Origin of the sequence: Propionivibrio sp. (assembly GCF_029255185.1) — a bacterium.
In the GTDB taxonomy this organism is placed as follows: Bacteria; Pseudomonadota; Gammaproteobacteria; order Burkholderiales; family Rhodocyclaceae; genus Propionivibrio.
Window position 1 is genome coordinate 1 of record NZ_JAPUVO010000115.1, and the last position, 26,353, is coordinate 26,353.

General features: G+C 51.4%; 24 protein-coding genes and 2 pseudogenes. 19 read left to right on the forward strand and 7 right to left on the reverse strand.

From position 1 onward, the window contains the following. The first annotated feature begins 371 nt into the window (after window positions 1–371). The 13 genes from Q1J43_RS10115 (at window position 372) to Q1J43_RS10175 (ending at window position 15,604) form a co-directional block, all read left to right on the forward strand. Complete coding sequence (locus Q1J43_RS10115) at window positions 372–632, forward strand: hypothetical protein (protein ID WP_301102374.1); 261 nt, start codon at window positions 372–374, stop codon at window positions 630–632. Between the two features lie 176 nt (window positions 633–808). Next, entirely contained in the window at window positions 809–2,656 is a 1,848-nt protein-coding gene (gene asnB, locus Q1J43_RS10120; protein ID WP_301102375.1) for an asparagine synthase (glutamine-hydrolyzing), read from the forward strand. A gap of 3 nt (window positions 2,657–2,659) precedes the next feature. Next, complete coding sequence (locus Q1J43_RS10125) at window positions 2,660–3,331, forward strand: methyltransferase domain-containing protein (protein ID WP_301102376.1); 672 nt, start codon at window positions 2,660–2,662, stop codon at window positions 3,329–3,331. Then, complete coding sequence (locus Q1J43_RS10130; RefSeq protein ID WP_301102377.1) at window positions 3,321–4,211, forward strand: class I SAM-dependent methyltransferase; 891 nt, start codon at window positions 3,321–3,323, stop codon at window positions 4,209–4,211. The genes Q1J43_RS10125 and Q1J43_RS10130 overlap by 11 nt, the downstream gene beginning before the upstream one ends. Before the next feature lie 54 nt (window positions 4,212–4,265). Continuing rightward, complete coding sequence (locus tag Q1J43_RS10135) at window positions 4,266–5,516, forward strand: hypothetical protein (RefSeq protein WP_301102378.1); 1,251 nt, start codon at window positions 4,266–4,268, stop codon at window positions 5,514–5,516. Continuing rightward, a complete protein-coding gene (locus tag Q1J43_RS10140; RefSeq protein WP_301102379.1) occupies window positions 5,513–7,258 on the forward strand; it encodes a carbamoyltransferase C-terminal domain-containing protein in 1,746 nt (581 codons plus the stop codon). The genes Q1J43_RS10135 and Q1J43_RS10140 overlap by 4 nt, the downstream gene beginning before the upstream one ends. 11 nt (window positions 7,259–7,269) lie before the next feature. After that, a complete protein-coding gene (locus Q1J43_RS10145; RefSeq protein ID WP_301102380.1) occupies window positions 7,270–8,037 on the forward strand; it encodes a methyltransferase domain-containing protein in 768 nt (255 codons plus the stop codon). Continuing rightward, window positions 8,037–9,092 carry a hypothetical protein gene (locus Q1J43_RS10150; protein WP_301102381.1) on the forward strand — a complete coding sequence of 352 codons (1,056 nt, stop codon included), beginning with the start codon at window positions 8,037–8,039 and terminating at the stop codon, window positions 9,090–9,092. The genes Q1J43_RS10145 and Q1J43_RS10150 overlap by 1 nt, the downstream gene beginning before the upstream one ends. Continuing rightward, window positions 9,089–10,441, forward strand: coding sequence for an O-antigen polymerase (locus tag Q1J43_RS10155; RefSeq protein WP_301102382.1), 1,353 nt, complete (start codon window positions 9,089–9,091; stop codon window positions 10,439–10,441). The genes Q1J43_RS10150 and Q1J43_RS10155 overlap by 4 nt, the downstream gene beginning before the upstream one ends. Further along, window positions 10,428–11,153, forward strand: coding sequence for a hypothetical protein (locus Q1J43_RS10160; protein WP_301102383.1), 726 nt, complete (start codon window positions 10,428–10,430; stop codon window positions 11,151–11,153). The genes Q1J43_RS10155 and Q1J43_RS10160 overlap by 14 nt, the downstream gene beginning before the upstream one ends. A gap of 167 nt (window positions 11,154–11,320) precedes the next feature. After that, a complete protein-coding gene (locus Q1J43_RS10165) occupies window positions 11,321–11,503 on the forward strand; it encodes a hypothetical protein (protein ID WP_301102384.1) in 183 nt (60 codons plus the stop codon). A gap of 457 nt (window positions 11,504–11,960) precedes the next feature. Beyond that, window positions 11,961–13,076 (forward strand): HD domain-containing phosphohydrolase, encoded by a 1,116-nt coding sequence (locus tag Q1J43_RS10170; RefSeq protein WP_301102385.1) that lies wholly within the window; start codon window positions 11,961–11,963, stop codon window positions 13,074–13,076. Continuing rightward, window positions 13,073–15,604, forward strand: a complete 2,532-nt coding sequence (locus Q1J43_RS10175) for an ATP-binding protein (protein ID WP_301102386.1) — start codon at window positions 13,073–13,075, stop codon at window positions 15,602–15,604. The genes Q1J43_RS10170 and Q1J43_RS10175 overlap by 4 nt, the downstream gene beginning before the upstream one ends. 8 nt (window positions 15,605–15,612) lie before the next feature. On the opposite strand, the gene Q1J43_RS10180 is transcribed toward Q1J43_RS10175, so the two are convergent. The 5 genes and pseudogenes from Q1J43_RS10180 to Q1J43_RS10200 form a co-directional block, all read right to left on the reverse strand. Further along, a complete protein-coding gene (locus Q1J43_RS10180) occupies window positions 15,613–16,512 on the reverse strand; it encodes a crotonase/enoyl-CoA hydratase family protein (RefSeq protein WP_301102387.1) in 900 nt (299 codons plus the stop codon). 308 nt (window positions 16,513–16,820) lie between these two features. Further along, a pseudogene (tnpA, locus tag Q1J43_RS10185) lies at window positions 16,821–17,054 on the reverse strand (IS200/IS605 family transposase); the annotation flags it as partial. A gap of 506 nt (window positions 17,055–17,560) precedes the next feature. After that, complete coding sequence (locus Q1J43_RS10190; protein WP_301102388.1) at window positions 17,561–18,883, reverse strand: cation:proton antiporter; 1,323 nt, start codon at window positions 18,881–18,883, stop codon at window positions 17,561–17,563. Between the two features lie 110 nt (window positions 18,884–18,993). Next, on the reverse strand, window positions 18,994–19,443 hold the full coding sequence (locus Q1J43_RS10195; RefSeq protein WP_301102389.1) for a lipopolysaccharide assembly protein LapA domain-containing protein: 450 nt from the start codon (window positions 19,441–19,443) through the stop codon (window positions 18,994–18,996). A gap of 24 nt (window positions 19,444–19,467) precedes the next feature. After that, window positions 19,468–19,953, reverse strand: a complete 486-nt coding sequence (locus Q1J43_RS10200) for a MarR family transcriptional regulator (RefSeq protein ID WP_301102390.1) — start codon at window positions 19,951–19,953, stop codon at window positions 19,468–19,470. Window positions 19,954–20,142: 189 nt separating this feature from the next. Between Q1J43_RS10200 and Q1J43_RS10205 the strand changes: the two genes are divergently transcribed. After that, entirely contained in the window at window positions 20,143–20,973 is an 831-nt protein-coding gene (locus Q1J43_RS10205; RefSeq protein ID WP_301102391.1) for a hypothetical protein, read from the forward strand. 1 nt (window position 20,974) lies between these two features. On the opposite strand, the gene Q1J43_RS10210 is transcribed toward Q1J43_RS10205, so the two are convergent. Beyond that, window positions 20,975–21,343 (reverse strand): hypothetical protein, encoded by a 369-nt coding sequence (locus Q1J43_RS10210; RefSeq protein ID WP_301102392.1) that lies wholly within the window; start codon window positions 21,341–21,343, stop codon window positions 20,975–20,977. 246 nt (window positions 21,344–21,589) lie between these two features. Between Q1J43_RS10210 and Q1J43_RS10215 the strand changes: the two genes are divergently transcribed. Genes Q1J43_RS10215 through Q1J43_RS10235 form a run of 5 tightly spaced genes read left to right on the forward strand, consistent with a single transcriptional unit; the run spans window position 21,590 to window position 26,231 of the window. Further along, window positions 21,590–22,765 carry a cation:proton antiporter gene (locus tag Q1J43_RS10215; RefSeq protein ID WP_301102393.1) on the forward strand — a complete coding sequence of 392 codons (1,176 nt, stop codon included), beginning with the start codon at window positions 21,590–21,592 and terminating at the stop codon, window positions 22,763–22,765. Between the two features lie 2 nt (window positions 22,766–22,767). After that, window positions 22,768–23,898 (forward strand): YbdK family carboxylate-amine ligase, encoded by a 1,131-nt coding sequence (locus Q1J43_RS10220; protein WP_301102394.1) that lies wholly within the window; start codon window positions 22,768–22,770, stop codon window positions 23,896–23,898. Further along, window positions 23,895–24,662 carry a type 1 glutamine amidotransferase gene (locus Q1J43_RS10225; RefSeq protein ID WP_301102395.1) on the forward strand — a complete coding sequence of 256 codons (768 nt, stop codon included), beginning with the start codon at window positions 23,895–23,897 and terminating at the stop codon, window positions 24,660–24,662. The genes Q1J43_RS10220 and Q1J43_RS10225 overlap by 4 nt, the downstream gene beginning before the upstream one ends. After that, window positions 24,646–25,548 carry a GGDEF domain-containing protein gene (locus Q1J43_RS10230; RefSeq protein WP_301102396.1) on the forward strand — a complete coding sequence of 301 codons (903 nt, stop codon included), beginning with the start codon at window positions 24,646–24,648 and terminating at the stop codon, window positions 25,546–25,548. The genes Q1J43_RS10225 and Q1J43_RS10230 overlap by 17 nt, the downstream gene beginning before the upstream one ends. Continuing rightward, window positions 25,545–26,231 (forward strand): hypothetical protein, encoded by a 687-nt coding sequence (locus Q1J43_RS10235; protein WP_301102397.1) that lies wholly within the window; start codon window positions 25,545–25,547, stop codon window positions 26,229–26,231. The genes Q1J43_RS10230 and Q1J43_RS10235 overlap by 4 nt, the downstream gene beginning before the upstream one ends. Here the strand turns inward: Q1J43_RS10235 and Q1J43_RS10240 are convergent. Continuing rightward, window positions 26,228–26,353 (reverse strand): annotated as a pseudogene (locus Q1J43_RS10240) (IS1595 family transposase); the annotation flags it as partial. The gene Q1J43_RS10235 and the pseudogene Q1J43_RS10240 overlap by 4 nt on opposite strands.

The following is a 26,353-nucleotide window of genomic DNA, read 5'->3' on the forward strand; positions in this document are numbered from 1 at the left end:
AATCGGTTGTCATGCGGTAGCCAACCCGCGCATATCAGACTGATCAACCGTCGGCTTGCCGCCCGTTCTGCTACCCACACACTGGACGATGATCTAAAACTGGGTTCTTGGAAAACTTGACAGGTCAATACATATCAGTCGCTGGATTGTAGTCAATCGAAGAGAGCTTGCATAATGGCACTCTTCTCCGCAGTTGGACGGCATTGTCCCGGTTTTGTTTCCGATAGCGCTTCAATAGACGACATGGGCGTATTTACGACAATGGCGTAATCGGTTGCCGTGCGCCAAGCAAAACTACAACGTCACCGAAAGCGATGTATGAGTAAAATAAGCGGGGATTATGACCCACGATCACCCTGAGTAAAACCGCTATGCGACTCACTGAGCAACAGCGTTCTGTCATTCGCGCAACCGTTTCTGAAGTCTTCGGTGCAAGCGCCGAGGTGTGGTTGTTTGGGTCAAGGGTTGATGACACCAAGCGAGGAGGTAACATCGACCTTTTGATCGAATCAGGCCAGATTGATGTCAACGACATAGTGCGGGCTGAAATCACCTTTTTAACCAAGATTCAGATGAAACTTGCCATCCACGTCATTCCGGGCTTGACCCGGAATCCAGATTCGTCCATCTGATCAAGATGTTAAAAGACCTGTTTGATAAACAAACTGGATTCCGGGTCAAGCCCGGAATGACAGAAAATCAATGGGTTAGCGGTAGGGCAAGTTTACCCTGCCTATGCTGGCATGCTGGCAATAATTGAGAAGAAGCTGCTCGCCCGTGGCAGCAAGGTGATTGAAGGATTTTTCTTATGTGCGGGATAGGTGGGATAGTCCTACAGCCTGGAGTCGAGCAGAACGTTCGCAGGCTTCTGGAGCATGTTATTCAAATTCAGCAGCATCGTGGTCCAGATGGTAATGGAATATGGTTAAACGAAGCAGCGACGGTCGGCTTTTGCCATAACCGGCTTGCCATACTGGATTTGAGTCCAGCGGGCGCTCAGCCAATGCGGTCTAGCGATGGGCGGTTTGTTGTCGTTTATAACGGCGAGATATACAACTATCAAGAATTAAGGCTGGCTCTTGTTGGGAAGGGCGTGCTATTTCGCTCAAGCAGCGACACGGAAGTATTGATCGAAGCTTATCGCGCTTGGGGCGAGGGAATCTTGCTCCGCCTTCGAGGCATGTTTGCCTTTGCAATTTACGACGCAGTGGCGGGCACTTTATTTTGTGCGCGAGATCGAGTCGGGAAGAAACCCTTTGTTTATGCCCAAACACCTTCCGGGTTTGCATTCGCTTCAGAGATTCCCGCAGTACGGATCATGCCCGGCGTTGATCTGTCGATCGACCAGTCAGCCTTGGCCGCCATGCTGCTCCACAACCTAAGGCACATTCCAGACCCCTACACGGCATACGTTGGTATCCAACGTTTGCGCGCTGGACATGCAATGAGGGTTCGCGATGGTGCAATAGAGCGTGTATGGCGCTACTGGGACCCACAACCTTCCGCAGTACCCATTACCGCCGAGAATTTGCGTGCAACCCTGGAAGAATCCGTGCGCCTGCGCATGCGCGCAGACGTGCCGGTGGGTGCCCTGCTATCGGGAGGCATCGACAGTTCCACAATTGTCAGCTTGATGCAAAAGCACACCAAGGTCCCTATCCACACTTATGCCCTTGGTTTCGACGCGCAAGATGAAGATCTACGGCGTGCGCGCATCATGGCCAAGCGCCTTGGCACCAGTCATAAAGAGTTCTATTTCGATCCAGAGGAACAACGCGCGATTTTTCAAAAGCTGCTGAAGGTATATGGCGAGCCCATCATGCTTCTTCCCCTGGTGCATATCTATTCACTGTGCAGAGCCGTGCGCGACGATGGCATCAAAGTTGTCATGTCGGGCAATGGCGCCGACGAACTCTTCTATGGCTATACAGGGCATATACGCACGCTCAAAATATCACGGTGGCTGGATCGCGTGAGCTGTTTGCGACCTTTTTTCGCACCCTTTGCCAAAGGCCGCCTTGCCTGGTTATCAGCCCCGGCAGGAAAAAGAAAAGCGTCATATTACGAAGCGCTGGCAAATAGCGAATGGGCTGACATTCTTAGCGAAGACGGCAAACAGCATCTGGCAAATCGTGCTGCAGAAGAGATGAACTACTGGGGCGTCTTGTGCCCATCCAAACGGTTCATCGACGAATCGAATTTTGTAGGCTTGATGGTCGAAAACACGCATTCAGTGACTACCGCCGGAGATTTACCGGCCATGGCTGCATCCATCGAAATGCGATCACCATTCTTGGACCAGGACGTTCTGTCTTTTGCCTTGGCAACTCCGGTGGAATTAAAAATACCCTCAATAGATAATCCGAATTGGCTGAAAGCCATACTTCGTGACGCTGTTTCGGACATAATACCGGCCGAGCTTCTAAGCGCACCCAAGCGAGGATTTGGCATGGGCATTCAGGAGTCGACGATCTTCAGTGGCCCTTGGAAACAGCATGCTGAAGAACTTTTCTCGATGCCTATGGATGCAGGAGGTTTATTCAACACAAAATCGATTGAGAAGTTATGGAGCGAGTTCATGAATAAACCCAGTGCAGCCTCCCGCATTGCAAAAATGTTTGCCATTCAACAGTGGCTCCTCGATCAAAGGCAATAGATTATGAGAATTAATAGCCTGACTATATTGAATAAAAAACCTGTTTTGGAAAAGAACATTTTTGACTTCATAGTGCGCCAGGCCAAGAACAAATCAGTACTCAACGTTGGCGCTGCGGGCGGGGTAAATGGTTATCTGCCAAATAACAAGGAAGTCTGGCTGCACCATTTGTTAAGTTGCGTCGCCAGTGATCTTGTTGGCGTGGATATTGACAAAGAAGGCATAGCGCATGCGACAAAGCATGGCGTTAATATTGCTGATGAAAACTGCGAAACCATGGACTTGAAACGACAATTTGAAACGATTATCTTGTCTGACGTGATCGAGCACTTGGACGCCCCGGTAACTGCAACAAATAACTTGATGCGCCACCTCGCTCCAGATGGCTGTCTGCTGATAACAACACCAAACCCAACAGCGTTTAATACGATGCTCAGGGCGTTCACAGGGCGCTTGATTAACGTTTATTACGACCATGTAACCTGTTTTATGCCTGAGCACATTCAGGGAATATGTGATCGTAATGGTTATTGCGCGGATGGGTATCTATTTTTTGATCATATTGACAAGGGAAATCCGCTTACTCATTGTAAATCTATCATTGCAAGTATTATATCGAGGGTAAATCCGAGGCTGGCAACATCCTTCATGGCCATTGTTAAACATGCAAAATGAAATTCCTCCGCTTGTTCTGACTGATGAGGTTCGCGGATCGTGGCGTGAATGGCTTGCGGTAACGAAAGATCGCTGTCATCTGAATTTCGAGTTAGCTTCGGACAGCTTGAGTTCTCACATTGATGCGGGGTTCAAGTCCGGTCTGGCTACGGCCCGGCGAGTTCGTGACGACATTAGCGACTTGAAAGTGCATAGAGTGCTTGAAGTTGGATGTTCGGTTGGATTCAACTGCCTGGGTTTGGCTGTGGTTTTTCCTGATGCTCAAATTTTTGGTATAGAGCCAGATTCGGAAGCAGTCAAGGTAGGCAAGGCCATGAGCAATGGTGCGGGACTGAAAAATATTACTTTTCAGAAAGGATTGGGTGAGTTGTTACCATTCGATCCGGATTTCTTTGATTTGATTGTTTGCCATACCGTTATAGAGCACGTAAATGACGTCCCAAAGGTCATTGCTCAAATGGGTAGAGTGCTGGCGCCAGCAGGTTATTTGCACTTGGAAGCGCCTAACTATGTCTGGCCCTATGAGCCACATCTAGGCATTTGGTGCTTGCCCTTACTTGGCAAGAAGTTTGTCCGATTTCTTGCTCGACTCCAAGGCAAGAAATCACAAATATACTATCTTGAACATTTAAAATTTGTTCACCCAAAATATCTGGAGAGTTTGTTTTCGTCAAATAACTTTTCTTGGGATAATCGAGCTGAGAAAAAATTGAAAAATGTGCTTTCTGGCCGTCACGATCTTGTTTTTTCTTACCACCGAGCCGCCAATCTCCTAAGTATCTTAAAAGCGATTGGTATTGGCAGACTCATCGAAAAATACTTATTACTTTTAAAACTTTATCCAAGCGTGCTTTATACGATAAGCAAGCGGACCAGATAAGTGCGCTTAATCCAATTCATTCAGCTGGCCAGGCATCGGAGCATTTTAGGCGCCTTGGGTAGCGGCTACGGCCTGATGGCGTTTTCCATCACCATCCAGTTTTTTCTGGTGCCGCTCTATCTTCGCCACCTTGGGAAGGAAACATTCGGCATCCTGACCATGCTGCTGGCAGCAATCAACTACGGCTCTGTTGGCATTACCTGGCTTTCCGGTGGCATGGCTCGAATTCTTGGCGAACGTGCTGCAGTGAACGACACAACAGGTTTTGCCGAAGCCTACTCGTTTTCGAAACTGGTTTATCTCGGCTATGCGGCAATAACCATTGGCCTGTTCTGGGCGGCTTCTCCCTGGATTCTCACAAGCACGCTAGAGTCCCGCGAAATGATTCAGGTCTTGGCTCTTGCCAGCGTCTATTTTCTTTTCCAGTACGAATACAACACAGATCGCCTGGCGTTCATTGCCTTGTGTCGCCAATCCACCGGAAATTTAATCGACGCATCTGGACAACTTGCCTTTGCCTGTGCCGTTGTGGCCGGGCTTTACTGGGAAGGGGGGCTGGTATCGATCGTTGTTGCGCAAATTATCGGCGTATTGCTTGCGCGCAGCCTCGCATGGCGCTATTGGCATCGTGAAGGAATGACGCTGCGCTGGAAATGGCCGTCGAGCGATTGCGCTCCCATGTGGAAACGAATCGTCGGAAAAATGGGGCAGCACTACATTTTATACGGCGTATTGTTGCTTACACTTCAGGCCGATGTACTCATCATTGGCTGGCTGGCAGGGCCTGTTGTGGCCGGCACGTTCTATTTGCTATGGCGTATCCCCGAAGTGTGTATTCTCCTCTTGGGGCGCATACCGGGCGTCTTCTCGCCCTATCTGATTCAGATGGATGCGCGCGGAGAAGGTGAACGTATCCATAGTGCATACCGTCAAGGCCTGTATCTCATGCTGCTACTGTCCGCGTTGGCGGGAGGGAGTTACGCAGTCGCTGGCAACTGGTTTGTCCACCTTTGGGTGGGCGACAGCGCACCAACCGGGCTTATTCCCTATGCGCTCGCTGGAACAGCGCTGTTTTTTGTCGCCGCATCGCAATGGCCTGCTGGAGTAGCTTACGCACTGGTGAAAACAGGGCCATTGGTCAAGGTCACGGCATTGCAGCTGGTGGTAAAACTTGTAATCTTCTTCTTTCTTTTCGGCTCGGTTGGCTACTTGGCCCCGATAATGGCGCTCATTATTACCAATATGCTCGGTGTCTTTTTCCTTTATTTGAGGATAGGAAATCAAGCGAAGGATCTATACGCATGACCATACTATCAATACATACAGGGCACAATTCGACGGTTGGTCTTCTCGATCAAGGGAAGCTGGTCGGTCTGTTAAGCGAGGAAAAAATAAACAACATCAAGAATTCCGCCGCATTTCCAAAGAACGCCATCACTGCCCTGTTAGATGAATGCGGCATAATTCCGGATCAAATTGAAGCGATTGCCATCGCTGGCAATGAAGTGTTCCCATCCTATTGCTATGACTATTTATTTCACCCGAAGAACAAAATCAATCGCACCTCACTGCACAGCGTCGCCAAGAGCCTGGAAAAAGGCATCTTGGGTAGTGTCATGCCCGGACTATTCAAGATGGCGCGAAAAAACCGGAAATCAGACTTATTGACTGAAGGCCGCTCCGAGCTTGCGGAGCATCTGAATCAATCGTCATTGAGCGGCAAACCGGTTATCCACATTGATCACCATCAATGTCATGCCTATTCGGCTTACTATGGCCTGGCTCAGGATGACTCCCCAGCACTTGTCTTTACTGCTGATGGCAGCGGCGACCAGGCATGCGCAACAATCTGGCTAGCCCGCGACAAAAAACTGCAACGAATCTCAAGGACTCCACCCAGCGCATCTCTCGGTGGAATTTATACCAACACAACCCGCTTCCTTGGCATGAAAATCCTTGAACACGAATACAAGGTGATGGGGTTAGCCCCCTACTGCAAGGACTACCACAAGGAAATCTACGATCGAATTTTTGCTCCGGTCATTAATCTTGATCCAGAAAACCCGCTCGTTTTCAAATCCAGCGTCGACGCCTCCAGCTTCTATGACTACCTTGTGAGTTGCGCTGTAGGAGAGCGTTTCGACAACATCGCCGGTGCTGTCCAACACCTGCTTGAAGAACGTATCACTGCGTGGGTACGAGCGGCCATTAAGCAGACAGGCATCCGCAATATTTACACCGGCGGTGGCGTCTTCATGAACGTGAAGCTCAACAAGCGTATTCAGGAAATGGACGAGGTAGAGCATGCCCACTTCCTGCCATCCTGTGGCGACGAATCGAACCCAATAGGTGCTGCCTATGCCCTGGCGATTCAACAAGGAAGCCCAGTCAAGCCTCTCGATAATCTTTATATGGGAATCTCCTTTAAGCGCAGTGAGTTGGTGAAGTTCATTGCGGACGAGCGATTGGACGCGCGTTATGCCGTTAGTGAGCCGCCCGACATAGAAGCCGCAATCGCAGATTTACTTGCACAAAGCGAGGTGGTTGCACGCTTTTCAGGGAGGTGTGAATGGGGAGCGCGTTCACTCGGCAACCGTGCCATTCTCGCCCACCCAAGCCACCTGGAAAGCTTTTACACCGTTAATGACTTGATTAAATCGCGCGACTTTTGGATGCCCTTTGCGCCAACGGTGCTAGACAGCCACGCTGACCAATATTTAGAGAACTACAACCCATCCAAGGTGCTTGCGCCGCATATGATTACAGCCTTTAAGGCCACCACACTAGGCGTCGAACACTTACGCGCCGCTATGCACCAGGGAGATCACACGATCCGCCCGCAAGTGCTGACCGAGGAGGCGAATCCCGAGTATTACGCACTGCTAAAAGCGTTCCATGCCAAAACAGGCGTGGGCGCCGTGATGAATACGAGTCTGAATCTGCACGGCTACCCACTTGTGGCAAATCCAAAGCAAGCCTTGATGACTCTTGAGAAATCGGGCCTGATGCATCTGGCGCTTGGACCATTCCTGATTTCAAAAAAATAATTGTCGGATATATGGCATCCCCAGAAATAATTAAACTGGCCGAGGCTCGGGTCGAAAGCTTTGATCATGACGCCACTGCGGTTCACGCAGTAGCGCCCGTCGTCGACGCCATCAGACGATTAAGCTCCCTCAATAATAATTTCAAACTTCTCGATGTCGGAGGAGGAAATGGTAGCTTCCTTGACACGATGCTGAAGGCTCTTCCAGAGTCAACCGGCACGCTCGTTGAGATGAGCAAAGGGATGGCTGATAAAAACGAAACGTGTGATCGAAAAACTATTGTCTGCGAAAATTTCCTGGAGTGGGCCAAGGCCACTGAGAAATGTTCAGCCAGATATGACGTTATATTTTTCAACTTTGTTCTCCATCACTTCGTCGGCAACAACAGAAGCCAGTCAATTCTGCTTCAAAAAACAGCGATCAATGCAGCCCAATCCATTCTCGCCGATGGCGGGCTGATTGTGGTCTATGAAATACATTACAACGGTCTATTTCAGGATGAAATTCCGAGCCGACTTATACATACATTAGCGTCAAGCCGAATACTCGCGCCCTTGACCAGGCGTATGGGTGCCAATACGGCAGGCTACGGCGTCTGCTTCCACTCGGAGCGCTATTGGCGAAGCCTGTATAGCAGGCATGGGTTGCGTATCGTCGATGACCACCTCATAGAAAAAGGTGTATTCACCGGAATCCGATCCCGCCTCCTCCAGATCCTATTAAATATTTCATCAATGACTTACAAAATACATTTCCTTCAAAGCGTAAATTCACCTTGATGAGTGATGCAGCAAGATCCACAAAATTGAGCAGGATAATCACGATCACTTTTTTAGTGTTCGGTTTGGTATTAGTGAGCCTCGAATCGGCTGCACGATACTTTGATTACCCACAGCCCTACAGCGCTTTATTTGCTTACGATGTGAAGCTAGGTTATCGGTCACCAGCCAATACCCGGGTTATTTTTCAGACAGGCGAACATACCCATGCTGTTGTATTCGACAACGATGGCATTGCAGATCGAGCAGGAAATAAGGATGCGGAAATTGCCATTCTGGGTGACGGAGTCATTGCCGGACTTGAACTTCCTCCGCAGGATCGCATAGCAAATCAACTGAGCCGACTCAATGACGGCGTGGGGGTTATCAACCTATCCGTGACAGGATATGGCACGATTCAGCAAGCTTTATTATTGGAAGAATGGCTGGAATCAGGAAAAATAAAGCCAAAGGCAGTTTTTCTTGTTTTCAATCTAGCCAACGACTTTATTGACGATATTCGAGAGTGGGACGGTTCGACTGTACCCAATGTTTCGCTGAGCGATCAATCGAATAAAATTTTACCACCAATCCTTCCACCGCTTTACTATAGAATTTTTGCTAAGATATGGCGCAAATCAGCTGTTGCAGGTTTCATACCAATACATAGTATTCACAGCGCTGTTCTATTACCTCCATCACCTTCACGTTTGCCTTATTTGATCGAAGAACTTCAAACTAACGACTTGCCACGTGGTTTAGCTGGAACGAAGATTGGCTTTGAGCAGCTAAAAATATTATCTACTCGCTACGGTTTCAAGCTGTATGCCACCATTTGGAAAGACCCTCGTGAATTAGAGCTTCTTGATAATAGTTCGATATCCAAACTGGAAAGCAATGTTAAAATTATTTCAAGCAGCATCCATTGGATTGAGTCAGATTTTTTCAATAGAATCACAACCAATGAAAAGTTTGATGCCCATTATTTAACAGACGGAACGCGCCACGCCAATGCTGTGGCCACTAAAGGGTTAAGTGAAAATTTCACTTTAATTATAACTAAGGCATTTAGATGATTTATCAAGCCTGGCTGCTTCTAGACTCGCTGTTTTGGATGGGTATTGCATACTATTTTTCCAAGCGGTATCGAGATGCGTTAGCATGGCCAGTACTTTTTTCTTTAATTTTCATACCTAGCTATCCATTAAAAGCATTAATATCTGAGTATGGATTTTTTGTCATGGATGTTTCTGTAATTGACATAGAATGGAAGTACTTGAGCTTTTTTATTTACAATATCTCTGGACTAGCAGTTATTTTTCCATTTATTATCTTTGCAAGAAACAGAGTAAACAAAAATGTGAGAACATCAACGACATTCCAAAAAGACATTAAATTAATAACTAGAAGTTATCTGTTCTGGATTGCATTACTTTTAATTTTGTCATCCTACGGAGCTGATGCAATTTACTCAATTGGCTATAACGAATTGATGCAAGACAGGATCGAATCGAGGGTTTATGAAAGGATGGGGTCTGGATTGTACGCACTGCTAAGAGACGCAAGTTTGGTTACTATCTCTCTATTTTTCATAGTAAACACAAGCGGCAATGATTTATTTATCAAGCGGCTTGCACTCTTTGTTTATGCTATTTTGTTTAGCTTATTATCCTTCATGCTTAGCGGCTCAAAATACCAGGGAATTCTACCGTTAGCAGCTTTGGCTCTCATAAGCAACATAAATTTAATGCCGGTCTCGAAGGGGCTTAAATCGTTCCGAGCTGTAATTATTCTCGGAATATTATCAGGCTTTATCGTGATGCTAGCAGGATACCTGCGTGGATTTGGCGGCATTGAAGACTTATATGGCGTAGGGAAAATTGTTCTTGCGTTTCAACAGCTGTCCAATTCATTTGATATGCCAGATAATCTAGCGATTATTTTATCACGAATCGATAGCATTTGGTATGGCGATCATTTTTTATATATAACATTTCAATATCTTGCGGGATGGTTCCCCAGGTTTTTATGGGAAGACAAGCCTGAGATTATGGGCAATCTTTATATCATGCAGTATTATATGGAAGAACGTTTCAATGGTGGCGTTGGGGAGGTTATAAGTCCTAGCATGCCAGGCGAGATGATCGCCTCTGGCGGGATATTTTTCATGATATTATGGTCATTTTTTATTGGTTGCGTAATGCGGCTTGTACATTTTAAGGCAATCGTTCAGCGCACTCCGGTTTCAACTATTGTGTACATATGGTGTTGTTTAAATGCTTTTAATTTGCTAAGAAGCGGAACAGGTATTTTAGGAAGTCTGTTTATATTTACAACTATTGCGCTAATTGTTACGGGGTTTATATCTGTTGTTGCAAAAGGAATTTTCAATAACTTCGGAAGCTCTCCTCTTGGAAAAAATTAAATTAATAAAGCTTATTTCATTATTTTTTTGTTTTTTGTTTTTTGTTTTTTTATTCAGCAACGTAAATATTGACTTAACATCTGATGATGAAAAATATATCAGATTAATCAGCTCTGAGTTTTTAGAATCTAACGACAGCAAGAATGCCGATGGAAGCTACTCTGATCAAATTTATTTGATTTCAAAAGTAACTGGTTATTTAAATCAAAACACTATTGGAACAAGGCTTAATGCCATTCCAGAAGGTCTGGAACGGGAGCCTGTGAATTGGTATTTTAATCGCACTGGCACTTGTTATGACTTAACTAGAGTTAGTGAAAAAATATTCCAGTATTACGGTTTTAAAGTTAGGCACGTCGCCATTTATTCAACACGAGAAACAGGGTCTGCTCTACTAGCGATTACCAGAAGGCGAACACCATCTCATGCGATTCTTGAAGTGTTAACCAAAAAAGGCTGGGTGCTTGTTGATCCATATGCAGGGGTGGTTGCCGTTGAAAAAAATGGGGAGCCATTAAGCGCCAAAGCTATTTATTTGAAGAGAAGTGATCCAGATTTTCTCCTTGGTTTCCATCCGATTTTCCTCGAGTCGCATTTTTTGGTATATGGTCTTTATTCACGTCACGGGATGTTTTATCCGCCATTCAACTTTCTGCCGGATATTAATTGGTTGGCGTTCATTGAGAGCGGCTGTTGCTTCAACACTAATTAACAATCAAGGGAAGTGCCCATGTCGCCTCCGTCGCCGCGTGGTGGTCTACCTCATCGTGAGGTTGAGGATATTGTCCTCGAAAATTCAATCCGCCGGCGGCGAGGGCGACACCTTTTGGTTGCGGCCAGCGGCCGCGCTAAGAATCTGAAAGAATCATTCAGAACAATATGAAGGCCATCTGCCGGGGGCGAACCGTGCTCATCATCGCGCACCGCCTGTCCGCCGTGCGCGATGCCAGCCGCATTATCGCCATGGACCGCGGACAAATCACCGAACAGGTTACACATGCCGAACTCCTCGCCCGTGAGGTCGGGCACTACTCGCGCTTGCACCGCTTGCAGATGGGCTGAGCGTCTGTGAAAAAATCACTTCTGTCTGATTTCAACGCGCGTCACCCCGGCGAATGTGACCGTAGGGAATGTGCCCCGCAGGAAATACCCTTGGGGTGCAGAGCCCGGGGTCCAATCAGAGGAAGGCGCTGGATTCCGGATTTCGCCGGAATAATGGGATGGTCGCACCTACCCAAACGGGATCAGAGTGCCGAAGTTAAGGTGGCCCACCGGTTTATACGCACAACTGAGCATCAGACCGCGAAGTACAATGCTTTGGATACGCGGTGCAGTGCCGTGATGACGGGGAGGTCAACATTCTCTGGGTGGAATATACTTGGCAGCGCTGACTAATCGTCAGGCGCGTGAGCACTGATTTCGGCGACGCTCTTCATGCGTGCCGACGAAATTCTGGCCGGGCACTCTTTTCGGCCAGTGCTAACCTCGAAACTTGGCTCATTGGAGCAAAGGGAACCAAATGTCGCTTGAAGTCACCGATTACAATTTGGGAAACTTGTCCGCACCTATTGTGCTCATCATCGACGATGAATTTACCAGCAGGGTCATCCTGAAAAAAATCGTGCTTGGCATCCAGCGCGACATCATCGTTGAATCATTCGCCGATCCTGTTGCGGCCATGGAATGGTTGTCAGTTAATCTGCCCGACCTGGTCATCGTTGACTACATGATGACAAAAATGTCCGGCCTTGAAGTCGTCCAGCACATTCGCAAGATCGACAGACTCAAAGACGTCCCGATTGTAGTTGTGACGGCCAATGAAGATCGCGATATCCGCTACAAAACACTGGAACAAGGTGCGACCGATTTCATCCTGAAACCGATTGACCCCTACGAATGTCACTCCCGCTGTCGTAATTTGCTGTCTCTGCGCCGGCATCAGAGAATCGTTATCGAACGGGCGCAATCGCTGGAGCAGGCCGTAGATATTGCAACAAACAAAATTCTCATTCGGGAACACGAAACACTTTTTCGACTGGCTAAAGCGGGCGAGTACCGTGATACGGAAACCGGCAATCACATCCTGCGCATGGCCAAATACTCTGGCCTGATTGCAGAAGCAATGCAACTGAGCAAAGAACAATGTGAAATAATCGAACTGGCCGCCCAAATGCATGACATTGGCAAAATAGGGATACCCGACCACATACTTCTCAAACCTGGAAAACTGTCTCCAGATGAATTCGTGATCATGCAAACGCACCCCGTGATCGGATTCCAGATACTCAAGAACAGCCCCTCAAAATTTGTCAGCCAAGGCGCTGAAATTGCCCTTAGTCATCACGAAAAATTTGACGGGAGCGGCTATCCGAATGGTGCTAAAGGCGATGAAATCCCGCTGGCAGCACGCATCGTCGCCGTTGCCGATGTTTATGACGCTCTCACGTCTACTCGTCCCTACAAGAGAGCCTGGTTACCTGAGGATGCTCTGACAAATCTGATGGCGAATAAGGGCACTCATTTTGACCCGGACTGCGTTGACGCGTTTATTTCGCAAATTCATAAAATAACCTTAATCCAGAATCAGTTGCAGGACGTACCGGAACCTCTCTCTACGCAGCAGGCAGAGAAATGAAAGAAGCCATCGCATTCTTCCTGCTGAAGGTGCGGGAAAAAGACGGCGAATACGAGCAGGTATCGATCCGTTTCATTTTTACATTTCTGATTTTCGTTTTTCTTTTCGTCGAATATGCCTTTTTCAACATCGAGAACATCCAGAAACCAATAGTGATTTTTGGCGGTGTCTACTTCGCCGTCTCTACACTTCTGGCAGTCACGCTCCTTATCGGACGAATAAGTTCGAGAAAGCGCCAAGGGCTGTCAATGCTCGCCGACATCGGCGCAGTAAGCTACGCAATGTTGATCACACAGGAAACCGGCGTGCTGTTTTATGGCATCTATCTTTGGGTTATCGTCGGTAATGGTTTGCGCTATGGCACTACGGCACTGATCACTTCTTATGCCTTAAGCATCATAGGGTTCGCGTTGGTAATCCTGCTTAACGATTACTGGCTAACGCACCTGCGCATGTCATTTAGTTTGATGCTCACCCTTATCCTGATCCCCTTATATATATTGAAACTGCGCAACCAGTTAAACCAGGCGCTGGTGAATGCCACTGAAGCGAACAAGGCGAAAAGTCAGTTTCTCGCCAATATGAGCCACGAAATGCGGACTCCATTGCATGGTGTTGTTGGCGCCGGGGACCTGCTGATGGCCACCTCGATGGATGCCGAACAGAAAGATCTCACCAACATCCTGCAAAATTCGGCCCAGGTACTGCTCAAACTTATCGACAACGTGCTCGATTTATCAAAGATAGAAAGTGGCAAGCTGACCACTGAAACAGTCGATATCGATCTGCATCAACTGGCCCATAGCACTATCGAAATGTTTTCGGCACAGGCCCTCAAGAAGGGGCTCGCGCTGAATGTACGATTCACCCCGGAAACCTGCTTCACTTTGCGCGGAGACTACCTTCATCTACGGCAGGTCATCATCAATCTGCTCGGCAATGCCATCAAGTTCACCAACAGTGGCTTGGTGGAATTGCGCATCAGCACCATCAGCCAGGATGAATCCACCGCACTGCTAAGATTCGAGGTCGTCGACACCGGCATCGGCATTGCACCGGAATCGCAAAAAACAATTTTCGACAGTTTTACACAGGCAGACACATCAATCGCCCGTACCTACGGTGGTACCGGACTTGGCACCACCATTGCCAATCAATTGGTCCATCTGATGGGAGGGCAGATGGGACTAAGCAGCGAGCAGGGTATCGGCAGCGTGTTCTGGTTCGAACTCCCCTTCGCCAAGCAAGCGCTCACCAGTGACAACCATCTGGAATCACAACTCGCATTGGCGCAACTGCGTGTATTGGCAGTTGGACTTGCGGAAAACGAACAGGGTGTCATTAGTGACTATCTGGCCGGCTGGGGCGTCCGCTTCGAACATGAAACCTATCTGCGTTCCTTTTTCTCACGCTTGAAAAAAAATCTGAAAGAACAGGCCAAGGGGCTTGTGGTCCTCTGTGAGCTACAAAACCTGGGGATAAGCCCCGGGGAATTTGCCTCTCGCATGCATCAAGTCTGCCTCAGGGATGATGTAACGCTGATCATGTTCAATCCGGACCTGCTGGAAAATAGCGAAAAAGAACTTCTCGAAATGGGCTACTTTTGCCTGTTGAAATCGCCGCTCTACAAGACCATCCTGTTCAATACACTGCACGGAATCATTGCCCCTCAGCCGGTGACTGGCGCCATCTCCTTGCGCGATTACCATGAGCGCAATAACCAGGAGAACCGCAGCATCACCATTCTGGTTGCCGATGATAACGGAACAAACCGCAAGATCATCTCAAAAATGCTTGACTATGGCGGTTATCAGGTAGAAATGGCGGAGGACGGCGAACAGGCGCTGGAAATGCTTGAAAACAGGCACTACGACCTGATGATACTGGATCTGAACATGCCTGTTTTCAGCGGTCTGGAGGTGATGAAAATCCATAACGCCTCCGTCAGGCAAAGCCGGCGAATTCCAGTGGCCATTTTAACGGCAAATGCGACAGTAGAGGCCATACGAGAGTGCGAGGAAGCCGGCGTCGATGCGTATCTTACCAAGCCCGTCGATGCCGTTACTTTGCTGCTTACAGTCTCTCGTCTCACCTCCGACGTTAAACAAACCGAGACCGATGCTCCCGAGAACACTCAGCCATCCCTTGACGATATCGACCAGTTGCCGCTTCTCGATGAGAACATCCTACGGCGTCTGGCTGTTCTTGGGGACAGCGACGAGAACTTCCTGAAATCTGTGGTTCATGGCTATATTTCAGAAACCGAGAAGCTTCTGGACGCCATGCGCGCAGCCTTGTTAAAGAAGGATTACACGACGTTCAAGGAATTGGCCCACATCCTGAAAGGAAGTTCCGGCAATGTCGGCGCTCAGGCAGTGCACCAGATAAGCCGTACAATGATGCAACTCGCCCCTGCAGAATTCCAGAATTCTGCAGGCGAGTTGCTGGTGCAGGCTCAAAACACGTTCAAAACGACAAAAATGAAGCTTTTCGAATACTTGGGCGACTCGAATCTGGCCGCGTTATAGTGCACCGGTCAGGCGATATTCCGACTGCGCATTTCAGACTGTTGTGCAACCATTCTTTCCTGCGCGCGCACAAAGCGTTCCATCACCTTAAGGTCTCTTTCGCTTAACTTCAGCGCCGAGTCGACCCAGATCGTCGTAATGTCCATCAACTCCTGATAGGAGATCGGGTTGAATCTGTGGCGCGCCTTTTGCACGGCGATAAATCCTATGGAACGACGCTCCTGTTTCTTGACCCAATCATGTACTGCCTGTTCCCCCTCACCATCTTCGGCAATAAAATCGACCACTCCCATCGCATGCAACTCCTCGGCACTGTATATCTTGCCGCTCAGGATGAGTTTTTCTGCGATTCGCGTACCTACTTTTCTGGCCACCAGACTGTAAGCGCCCATTCCAGGGAACAGGTTAAACAGAATCTCCGGAAATCCCATCTGGCTACTACGCTCGGCAATGATGATATCGCTGGCCAACGCGGCCTCAAAACCGCCACCCAGCGCATCGCCCTGAATCAGGCTAATCGTTGCCAGCGGCAAGTTGAAATGGTTCAATCTTGTCATGAACGCATCGATACATTTCGTCGCATAGTGGAGCAGAGTCTCCCGGTCTTTGTTGCTGATCAACTGCCGGAACAACGCCAGCTGCCCTCCCAGATTGAACACCCCCGGAGTCAGCGACGCCAGGACGGAATAGCGTATTTCCTGCATGCCCCCATCTGCCAGCAGGCTGCCGCCGCTGCGTTCTATATCTTTGTGATGCTGCTGAAAATCTTCCAGAAGTTCCTTGGTGAAACAGGGTACCGACTCCTGGTCCATAAATGTCCAGAGCACCCCAGAACCCGAGTCAAAACGAGTGGATAATTGGGAATAGCTGGCTTCAAGCAAGCGATTATTGCTGGATACGATTTTCATTTGATTTTCCTTTAAAAACAAGGTTAATTTAGAATGAGCGTTACCTTCGTATTGACCAGTACGCCCAGGGGAAGCTAGTACGCGTATTTATTCTATCTGATTCAATTTTTGCCATGCAAAAATCAAGTCCAATTCAAGTTGAATTTGAATATTTGCAGCAATCGTAACCATGAAAACAACAGTCAAGGGAGATGGTAATTACTGAACTACCAGTCAGATACCACCGGCAAGCCGGTGGCTTGAGATTGTGAGCGCCTCAAAGGCGCCCATGAAACCGTAAGCCGCCCTTGGCGGCTTAACCCAAGTTCGAGCTTCATCTGATCGTACCGCTCGTCTTCGTCCTCCTGATTCCGTATGTACGCTCGAACCATGTTCTCGTCCAGTCCGACCGTCGAGACGAAGCACCCTCGGGCCCAGAAATGCTCACCTGTGAAGTTTTTGTGACGCGATCCGAACTTCCGTGCAATCTGGACCGCGCTTTTCCCCTTGAGATACCCGACCACATTCGACACGGCGTATTTCGGCGGAATGCTGATGCAGATATCGACCGAGCATCGTCCACCACCATTGCCCCCTTCTATCCGCTGGGCTGATTTGACACCATGTGGCATGGCTGGTTTCGTTTGCAAGAGCGCATCAAAGGCTACCAATTCAGCCAGAGTCAATTGGCTGAATTGTGATCAAGAGACAGGGCAGAGCCGGGGGCTTACCTCTATGAGTTATATCTTCGCTCAATGACCCACTGACACAAAAAAAATCCAGAAACCTTGCTGTTGCTTGGTTTTCTGGACTTTGTAAGGCTACGATGGATCTAAAGATGGTGGTGGATTGTAGCAACCGGTCGAAACCAAGTCTTGCGACGGTTTCCCCGCCAGTGCTGACGGTTGCGTAGGCACTCCCGGTCAAGTCGGCGACCGTCAGTTCGATTCCCATAACCGCAATCGAACCAAAATCGAATCCTCGCTTCAGACGTTCATTTCCTCATCAGTTGAGAACCCCTCACACAGAACCACAAAAAAATCGCGCAGGTTGCTGTCGCTGACAGGTTCTATGTTTTCTTGAGCAATAGAGTCAGCACCGGTGGGGTAAGCAGTGTTGTGAGGATCACCATAATGACGATGACCGAAAACATCGCCTCGTCCATCACTCCGAGCTGCTTGCCAACCATAGCGAAGATCAGACCAACCTCGCCGCGCGGCACCATCCCCCAGCCGACAACCCACTTGTCGGCTGGGCCGGCCAAGACACCGGCGGTGAGCTTTCCGATCACGGCAGCAGCCGTTACGCCAAGCGCAACGGCGATTATCTGCGGATCGGCGAGAGTGGCGAGATCAACCTGCATGCCGGTAAGTACAAAGAACACCGGCACGAAGAAATAGCCGATCGGCTCGATCATGTGTTCGTGCTGGTGGCCGGCGTGCCGTGACAGGACGGGCTGCAAGCGGTCCATCAGAGGCCGGCTTTCTGGGTCGCGCAGCATTGGCTCGATATCCTGGACGATGCGCGGTGTATCGAAATCCTTGAGAAACAGCGGCTCGAACAGCAGGCCAGCGGCGAAAGCGCCGATGATCGGGGCCAGCCCGAGTACGTGTGCCAGCCAGGCAAGGGCAAGGCCGGTGGCGAGTACCTGTGCAAACAACATCGACGGGCCGGCGTCGAGCCGCGCCAACCAGCGTGAGGAATGCGGCGCGATCAGGCGACCGAACCAAATGCTGCCACCGAGGAACAATACCGCCTGGGTAATGACCCACGAAACCTCGCCGACGCTCACCGATCCGACTTGGACGAGACTGCTGACTACGGCGAGAATGACCAGACCAAGCACGTCGTCAATCACGGCCGCGCCGAGCACGATACGCGCAGCAGGAATGCTCAGTTTGCCGAGGTCGCGGAAGACGCGGCCGGTGATGCCGACCGAGGTCGCCGCCAGCGTCGCGCCGAGGAACAGGTAGGTGTTCTGCGTCTGTCCGGGTAGCAGCCACGGACCGACGATGAAAGCGCCAAGTACGAAAGGCACCACGATACCGGCCGAACCCACCGCCGCCGCACGAACGCCGACTTTCACCAGATCGGCGAGCCGCGTCTCGAGGCCAATCTGTAGTAGCAATACGATCACGCCTAGTTCGGCGATGAACCCGATGATCGGATCCTTGGCGATGGTATCGAACAAGCCGATGCCAAGCAGGGAGAGATTGCCGAGCAGCACGCCGAGCAGCAGTTCGCCAAGCACGGCTGGAAATCCGACGCGCTGCGCGAGCGGCGCGAACAGGCGTGCACTCATCAGGATCAGCGCAAGCCAGAGCAGATTTTCACCGACGGCGCCCGCCCCGGAGGCTAGCGCGGCAACTGGATAGACCAGAAGACAAGCCACCAAAAGGCTCCGCAACATCCCATCCTTGCACATATCAGTTACCAATCAGGATTGCACCGGCGCGGTGAATACTGCAGACATCAGGATTCCGGGAAGCGGCTCCATCGAGATCATCGGGGCAACGAAGGGCCAGCATGCGAATTGTCGGCATCAGAATCAACGGATTTCCCTTCAACAGGCTGCCAATGCGGTGGCGATCCCGTTATCAGTTGCTTGAGTCCAACATACTCTTCCGGTGGCGCATTCAAGGGGATGGCGTGCTCGGCACGACTCTTCTGCTCAAACTCCGATAACTGACGTTCCATGTTTGCGCAGTCATTTTCGAGACGCGCGATATGGCTCTTCTGACGTGAAATCGTCCATTGCATACGCAGTGTAGCCGGGGTGGATACCAGCGCGGCGATGAGCGCGCCCAGCGCGAGCGCAATTAGAAGTACCAGGGCAAGCGAACCATCGAATTGCCATAAAGCGAATGACACCATCACAGGAACATTGTTTTGCAGAGCGAACATCACCCCGCCGATAGTGAAAAGGATCGCAAAGATAGTGAGCAATTGCATGACTTCCTCCTTTTTCAAATTCGCCTACTCAAAGCCCAAGGCATCGATCAGGCTGGTCAATCCCCGATGCAAGCCAACCAATTCCAGGCTGGGCAGAGATTGCAGGGCATTGCGCAACCGTCCTTGTAACGGTCCGGGGACATCCCTTATGACATCCTGTCCAGCCTGGGTCAGATAGAGACGAACTACCCTCGTATCGTCGGTTTGTCGCTGCCGTTGAATCAGGGCGCGCTGCTCCAGTTTATCGAGCATGTTGCTCGCGGTTGAATGCCGAACCTGCATTGCAATCGCGAGATCGCTGACCCGAAGCCCGGGACGTGCGGACACATGCCAGAGCGCCCAAAGTTGAGACCCGCTCAAACCATGCTGGCTTTCGATGTTCTGCATGCCTATCTGGACAGTGCGAACCAACTGAAGCACCTTGGCGAAGGTATCGTCTGGTGACGCAGGGTTATCCGCCTCTGGCTGAATAACTTCGCTGGAATTTTTCGCCTCGCGCTTCTTGTTCATTTGTCCCTCTTCCGTTTCTGTGCGGCTTGACAATACTATGTAGCCCATATATTATTAGCCACAAACATATTTTGCAAGCTAATTTTTCATGGGGGCTACGATGATAAGTGCCGCCTTTAACAGTAGCGGCCTTCCCTGTTACCCCGCTGAGGGCAGTACGATTCAAGAAAAAGTTGTGGAGGATAAGCAATGGGTGCTGCGCTGCATATCGGTAGCCGTTCCTGGGCTACGCTGCTATTGGCTTTGATAGTTGCTTGCTCGTGGCTCGCACCATTGGAGCCGATAGCCAACGAGCAAGTAGAAGCCAGCCTTAAACGAGCCTTGATAAGCTTTGCCACAGCGAGAGCATTGAATGCCGTAATTTCAGCAGCACAGGGAACCGAAGTTGCCGTTCAACCCGCAGGAGTCGGCATCAATTTTGCCCCCGGACAAATACTCGACCCCATCAATGATCTCGTCGAGCAGTTTGCGCAATTGATGCTGGTTGCCAGCGTTGCGCTGGGAGTTGAAAAGGTGCTTCTCACAATGGGGGCTCACTGGGCGGTGTCCATACTGCTGACTGTCACTGCAATTGCTTGGAGTTACCACTACCTGCGCCAGAAGCTCATGCCGATTTGGTTGTCCCGGCTGTTGCTGATATTGCTAATGACCCGTTTTGCAATACCACTGGTTACACTTGGGAGCGACATGCTATTTCACGAGTTCATGGCGGATGACTATCAATCCAGCCAGCAGGCGCTCGACGGTGCTACGGCAAACATAGGTAAGATCACTTCCGAGACTGCGCCTGCTGCCAGCGAGTCAGGGCTGCTTGACAGGCTCAAAGCCTGGACATCTACGAACATCGATTGGCGAACTCATCTGGAAAGCTTGAAGCGGGTTGCCGAGCAGACAACGGAACGTATCATTAAACTGATGGTGATCTTTCTGCTTCAAACCCTGATTCTTCCTTTGGCGATGATCTGGATTTTGTGGAAAGTCATCCGGGGCGTATTTGAGCCCCCGCCCCGGGCCATATGAACTACCTGAAGCGATTACGCGCTGAATCCATAGCCTGGGTAATCGCCTCCCAAGCCAACTCCAAGCCGGATTGCATGTCCGCCCAAGCGTTTTCACCGGCTTGCTGAATCGATTTCAGCCGATCACGCACATCGTCGCGACGACGCTGCAAGTCTTCCAGATGCTTCACCAATTCGGCCCGGCCGGCTTCCTCGATTCCTTCTTTTTTGACGACAAGGCGGTCGATTTCATTACTGAGTTGATCCAATTGGGAGTGCATTTTCCGGACGTATTCGTCTTTTGAACTCATGTGCGGGTCTCCTGAAATAATTACGACCGTTCCGTTCAGATAGTTTGGTAAAGGCAGAGTCTCTCTGTCCAGCGTGGACAATACTACGCCGAGGCGGCGGCAAATGTAGTGTTTATCGGTGGCACCTGTACCGGCCGTATCTGGCGACGGTGCCGCACGTCAAGGCGATTACGGCGCACGGTTTGCGTGTCCGCATTTTCTCGACGGCGGAATTCGTGAACGCGCTGGAGCAGGAGAAGGCGGCCGGCAAGTCGTTGGCTGAGGCTCATTGGTAATGAGAAAGTACAATGGACAGGAGATGGAGGATGCCGCATGCAAGACGCATTGATGAACGCGCTTACCCAAATGGCCTGGCCAGCGGCGCTGGCCATTGCATGGGTGTTTGGTGAGGTAGCCAATCGCTGGTTATCCCTGCCGCGTATCAGCGCCTACGGCATTGCCGGCTTTGCCATGGCGTCGAGCCAGGGCGGTTTCCTTGGCGATCCATCGGGCGAGCCGGTTGCCCGCTTGGCGGACTTTGCCTTCACGCTGATCCTGTTTGAAATGGGCTATCGCGTCAACCTGCAATGGTTACGCCACAACCGCTGGCTGGGTGCCACCAGCGTGATCGAAGCCACAGGAACCTTCGCGGCCGTGTTTCTGGTTGCCCAAGCGTTTGCCGTACCGCAAACACCGGCTTTGCTTCTCGCCGCGTTGGCGATGTCGACCTCACCAGCCGCTGTGCTGCGGGTTGCCAACGATACGCATAGTGCCGGGCAGGTCACCGAACGTGTGTTGCATCTCACTGCCTTCAACAGCATTCTTGCGGTGATTGCATTCAAGGCAGTGATTGGCTACTGGGTATTGGAAAGTGCCGGCAGCGTCTATCAGGCAATCTGGCACAGTCTGGTTGTGCTGATCGTTTCCGGCTGCATCGGTGCCCTGTTCGGCGTGGCCGTCCCGGGTTTGTTGCGCTTGACCCGGAATCCAGACCATAACCCCACCGTGGCATTTGCCATCGCCGCGCTCCTGTTGACGGCTCTGACGCATACGCTCAATTTCTCACCACTGCTGGCAGCGCTGACATTCGGCATGGTTGCCCGCCACCGTCGAATCGTCTTGACCCAGGCACAGCGTAATTTCGGTGTATTGGGTGACCTGCTGACCGTGCTGCTTTTCGTCTTCGTTGCCGCATCGCTCGAATGGCGGCATGTCACCACGGGGATATGGCTGGCGCTGGCCGTCATTGCTGCGCGTCTCGTCGTCAAGACCGCCGCGACCACACTGCTCGCCAGACCCAGTGGCACCGGATGGCGCAAAGGATGGCTTACCGGGTTGGCGATGATGCCGATGTCGGTATTCGTCATCCTGCTGTTGGAACAAACGCGTCATCTTCACAGCGGGATGCTGGACGACGTGGCAGGAATTGCCGCGATTGTGCTGCTGCTCGAAATCATCGGCCCCATCGTTACACAGCAGGCATTGAGGCTGGCCGGCGAAACTCAGCGCAGGGAGGATCGCTGATCATGGCACTGGAATCCTTCAAGGCAGGCTCCGCCCTGACCATGGGCGTCGAACTGGAACTGCAACTCGTCAATCCGACCGATTTCGATCTGACGCCTACCGCCAGCGACATGCTCGACCTACTGGCCCGTAAGCCTTTCCCCGGCGACGTCAAGCCGGAAATCACGGACAGCATGATCGAAATATCCACCGACATCCATACGCGGCATGACGAAATGCTGGCACAGCTGCGGCGCATTCGCGATGCGCTCGTCGCGGCGGGAGATCGGCTCAACGTCGGATTGTGCGGTGGTGGCACCCATCCGTTCCAGCACTGGCCGGAACGGCGCATTTTCGCCAAACCGCGCTTCAAGGAACTCTCGGGGCTTTACGGATATCTGGCCAAGCAGTTCACCGTATTTGGTCAGCATGTGCACATTGGCTGCGCCAGCGCCGATGAAGGACTGTATCTGCTACATGCCCTCAATCGCTATCTGCCCCATTTCATTGCGCTGTCGGCCTCATCGCCGTTTTCCCAGGGTGTTGACACCTTGTTCGACTCGGCGCGACTCAATTCGGTGTTTGCCTTTCCGCTGAGCGGACGTGCACCGTTCCTCCTCGACTGGGCGGACTTCGAAAGTACCTATTTTTCGAAGATGGAAAAAACCGGCGTCGTGAAAAGCATGAAGGATTTTTACTGGGACATCCGCCCCAAGCCGGAGTATGGCACCATCGAATTGCGGGTTTGCGATACGCCGCTGACGGTCGAGCGTGCGGCGGCCCTGGCGGCTTATTTGCAGGCACTATGCCGCATGCTCTTGGAGCGTAACGAACCTCCACCACGGGAAGACGACTACCTGGTCTATAACTACAACCGCTTCCAGGCGTGCCGGTTCGGCCTCGATGGCTTTCTGGTGCATCCTCAGTCGAACGAGACGCTATCCATCCGCGAAGACATTCTGTTGACCTTGCGACGACTGACGCCGCATGCACTGGCATTGGGCAGCGAAGCCGCGCTCGATGAGATCCAGTTCGTTGCCGCCGGGGCGGGCAATCATGCCAGCTTGCTACGCCATACGTATGCTGGCGAGGGCAGCACCCAAAGCATGGTCGCCGAGGCAATGATTCAGTTCCGCAAACCGAGGGCAACATGATGGGCCGTCGCCGGCCGCTGCACATCGGCCTGTCCGCACGAATTTTCCATCCCGAGGCAGGGGCGAACGGAATTCGCACCAAGACGCTCCAGGTTCTGGAACAATCGGTGGCGCAATGGGTGTCGACCCGCGACGTGCTGGTTTTGATGGTGCCTTCGGTGGTACAGGATGGCGCACTACTGCGCAGCAATATCCGTCTGCGCGACTATGCCGAGTATCTGGATGGGCTGATTCTCCAAGGTGGAGCAGATATCGGCCCGCGCGCCTATGGCGATGAGCCGCTGCGCCCGGAATGGGCCGGCGACCCGGTGCGCGATGCCTACGAACTGGAACTCCTGCACGAATTCATGGAAGCGGGAAAGCCCGTACTGGGCATCTGTCGCGGCATGCAGTTGATCAATGTCGCCCTGGGCGGTTCGTTATTCCAGGATTTGCCAACGCAGAAGATCAGCAGCGTCGCCCATGAGAGCCCGGACTACGACCGTAACCACCACGTGGTCACTTTCCAGGAAAAGGGACAATTTTCGCGCTGGTTCTCGGGAGCACAAGGTGGACGCGTCATCTCCATCCACCATCAAGGCATCAACCGTCTGGGGCGCGAGATTGTCGTCGAGGCCAGCGCAGAGGATGGCGTTATCGAGGCGATCCGATGGTCGGGGCGAAAATTCGTCGTCGGTGTGCAATGGCACCCGGAGTTCCATCATGGCAACGAGTTGCTTGATTGCGCACCGTTACTGGAGGCGTTTCTTGCGGCGGCCCGCTGACTTCATCAACGCGCTTCTGAACTCTGCGGCCAGCCCTTACCTTCGGGTTTCCGCTTGGCTGCTTGCCTTGCTCGTGGCAATGGGACTCGGCTACCTGCGCGTGTCGACCGATGCCGAATATGCCTTTGCTTCCACCATCATCCTGCCTGTCGTAGTGATCGCGTGGATTGGCGGACGCAAGGACGGTATTGCCTTTTCCGCGCTGGCGTCTCTAATGTGGATGAGCACCGACCTGTTGGCCGACCGGCTGTTTAGCGCCGCATGGATACCGGTACTGAACGGGCTGACCCGATTTGCTGTGTATGCGCTCATTGCCTGGTTGGTCGCCGCATTGCGCCAGGCATTGCTGAAGGAGCAGCTGTTGGCCCGGCACGATACATTGACCGGCCTGCTGAACCGGAGGGCCTTTTTCGAAGTCGGCCAAGAAGAAACCCAGCGCGCCAGACGTTACGGGCATGCACTGGGGATTGCCTTCCTTGATCTCGACAACTTCAAACGACTGAACGATACTCAAGGTCATGAAGCTGGGGACCGGGCGCTGAAAGCGGTAGCCGCTGCCCTGCTGGGATCGCTGCGCGCCACGGATCAAGTTGCCCGCCTGGGTGGCGATGAGTTTGCCGTTGTGCTGCCAGAAGCGACGTTTGCTGCAGCGACTGAAGCCGGCAACAAACTGGCCGGTGCGATCAATCACGCTCTGCGGGACTATCCGCCGGTGTCCGTCAGTGTCGGTGTCGCCTGGTTCGAGCAGGTAACCGCAGGTTTTGATGAAATGGTCAAGGCTGCAGATACGCTGATGTATGAAATCAAGGAGACCGGCAAACAGGGGGTGCGCAGCAAGCACTTTCCAGCAAATGGGCCGGCTCCGGACGAAACGGAAAACCCATGACCTATCAAGCCATTTTTGTTGCCTCCATGTTCCTGCTGCTTGCTTTCGGCATTGAGCGGATAAGCCGTATCGTCGGTCTTCCTTCCGTTGTGGTGCTGATCGCTACCGGATTGGTCGGCAAACCGGTGCTGGCGGCATTCGATCTCACCATTGCCGGCATCGATACAGCGGTTCCCGTCATCGGTACCGTTGGCCTGGTGCTCATCGTGCTGGAAGGCGCGCTGGACATAGAACTGCGTCGCGAGCGGCTGCAGGCGGCTGCCAAGGCATTCGTTATGGCCGGAGCAGGTTTTGTCGCATGCACTGCCGCATTTGCATCAATGGCCGTCGTCACCCTGACGCTACCCTGGTTCCAGGCCACACTGCTCGCTGTACCTTTTGCCGTCATCAGCAGTGCCGTCGCCATTCCTAGCAGTGCATTTTTGCCCCCAAGCGGTCGGGAATTCGTAGTCTACGAAAGCTCCGTCTCCGACATTCTGGGAGTCATGGTGTTTTTTGCCTTGCTGAATTCAGATGGCACGATGCTCGGCATCCTGAATTCATTGGCTGGCGGCGGCATCCTCTCACTGCTGATGGCCGTTTCCTGCGCCGTAGGACTGACGTTGATTATGTTGCGTCTTGACGGTCATATCCGGTTTATCCCTTTGCTGGCAGGAATGTTCGGTCCGTGCTTATCCGGTTAGCTCCCATGCCTACTACCTGTAGTGGGACGTAATTTTTTTGCATATAGTTCGGCATAGGTTGGCGCAGTGACGTCGCCAGCAATGCCCAGCAGGGAGCGGAAAGCGTTGAATGGGTAGAAGCG

Bases quoted from the DNA above. Each gene is read 5' to 3' on its own strand.
- Q1J43_RS10195 (WP_301102389.1), bottom strand. From the start codon at position 19,443: ATGCAATTGCTCACTATCTTTGCGATCCTTTTCACTATCGGCGGGGTG.
- asnB (WP_301102375.1), top strand. From the start codon at position 809: ATGTGCGGGATAGGTGGGATAGTCCTACAGCCTGGAGTCGAGCAGAAC.
- Q1J43_RS10220 (WP_301102394.1), top strand. From the start codon at position 22,768: ATGGCACTGGAATCCTTCAAGGCAGGCTCCGCCCTGACCATGGGCGTC.
- Q1J43_RS10165 (WP_301102384.1), top strand. From the start codon at position 11,321: ATGAAGGCCATCTGCCGGGGGCGAACCGTGCTCATCATCGCGCACCGC.
- Q1J43_RS10225 (WP_301102395.1), top strand. From the start codon at position 23,895: ATGATGGGCCGTCGCCGGCCGCTGCACATCGGCCTGTCCGCACGAATT.
- Q1J43_RS10125 (WP_301102376.1), top strand. From the start codon at position 2,660: ATGAGAATTAATAGCCTGACTATATTGAATAAAAAACCTGTTTTGGAA.
- Q1J43_RS10150 (WP_301102381.1), top strand. From the start codon at position 8,037: ATGAGTGATGCAGCAAGATCCACAAAATTGAGCAGGATAATCACGATC.
- Q1J43_RS10170 (WP_301102385.1), top strand. From the start codon at position 11,961: ATGTCGCTTGAAGTCACCGATTACAATTTGGGAAACTTGTCCGCACCT.
- Q1J43_RS10145 (WP_301102380.1), top strand. From the start codon at position 7,270: ATGGCATCCCCAGAAATAATTAAACTGGCCGAGGCTCGGGTCGAAAGC.
- Q1J43_RS10140 (WP_301102379.1), top strand. From the start codon at position 5,513: ATGACCATACTATCAATACATACAGGGCACAATTCGACGGTTGGTCTT.
- Q1J43_RS10215 (WP_301102393.1), top strand. From the start codon at position 21,590: ATGAACGCGCTTACCCAAATGGCCTGGCCAGCGGCGCTGGCCATTGCA.
- Q1J43_RS10175 (WP_301102386.1), top strand. From the start codon at position 13,073: ATGAAAGAAGCCATCGCATTCTTCCTGCTGAAGGTGCGGGAAAAAGAC.
- Q1J43_RS10130 (WP_301102377.1), top strand. From the start codon at position 3,321: ATGCAAAATGAAATTCCTCCGCTTGTTCTGACTGATGAGGTTCGCGGA.
- Q1J43_RS10155 (WP_301102382.1), top strand. From the start codon at position 9,089: ATGATTTATCAAGCCTGGCTGCTTCTAGACTCGCTGTTTTGGATGGGT.
- Q1J43_RS10115 (WP_301102374.1), top strand. From the start codon at position 372: ATGCGACTCACTGAGCAACAGCGTTCTGTCATTCGCGCAACCGTTTCT.
- Q1J43_RS10180 (WP_301102387.1), bottom strand. From the start codon at position 16,512: ATGAAAATCGTATCCAGCAATAATCGCTTGCTTGAAGCCAGCTATTCC.
- Q1J43_RS10200 (WP_301102390.1), bottom strand. From the start codon at position 19,953: ATGAACAAGAAGCGCGAGGCGAAAAATTCCAGCGAAGTTATTCAGCCA.
- Q1J43_RS10205 (WP_301102391.1), top strand. From the start codon at position 20,143: ATGGGTGCTGCGCTGCATATCGGTAGCCGTTCCTGGGCTACGCTGCTA.
- Q1J43_RS10235 (WP_301102397.1), top strand. From the start codon at position 25,545: ATGACCTATCAAGCCATTTTTGTTGCCTCCATGTTCCTGCTGCTTGCT.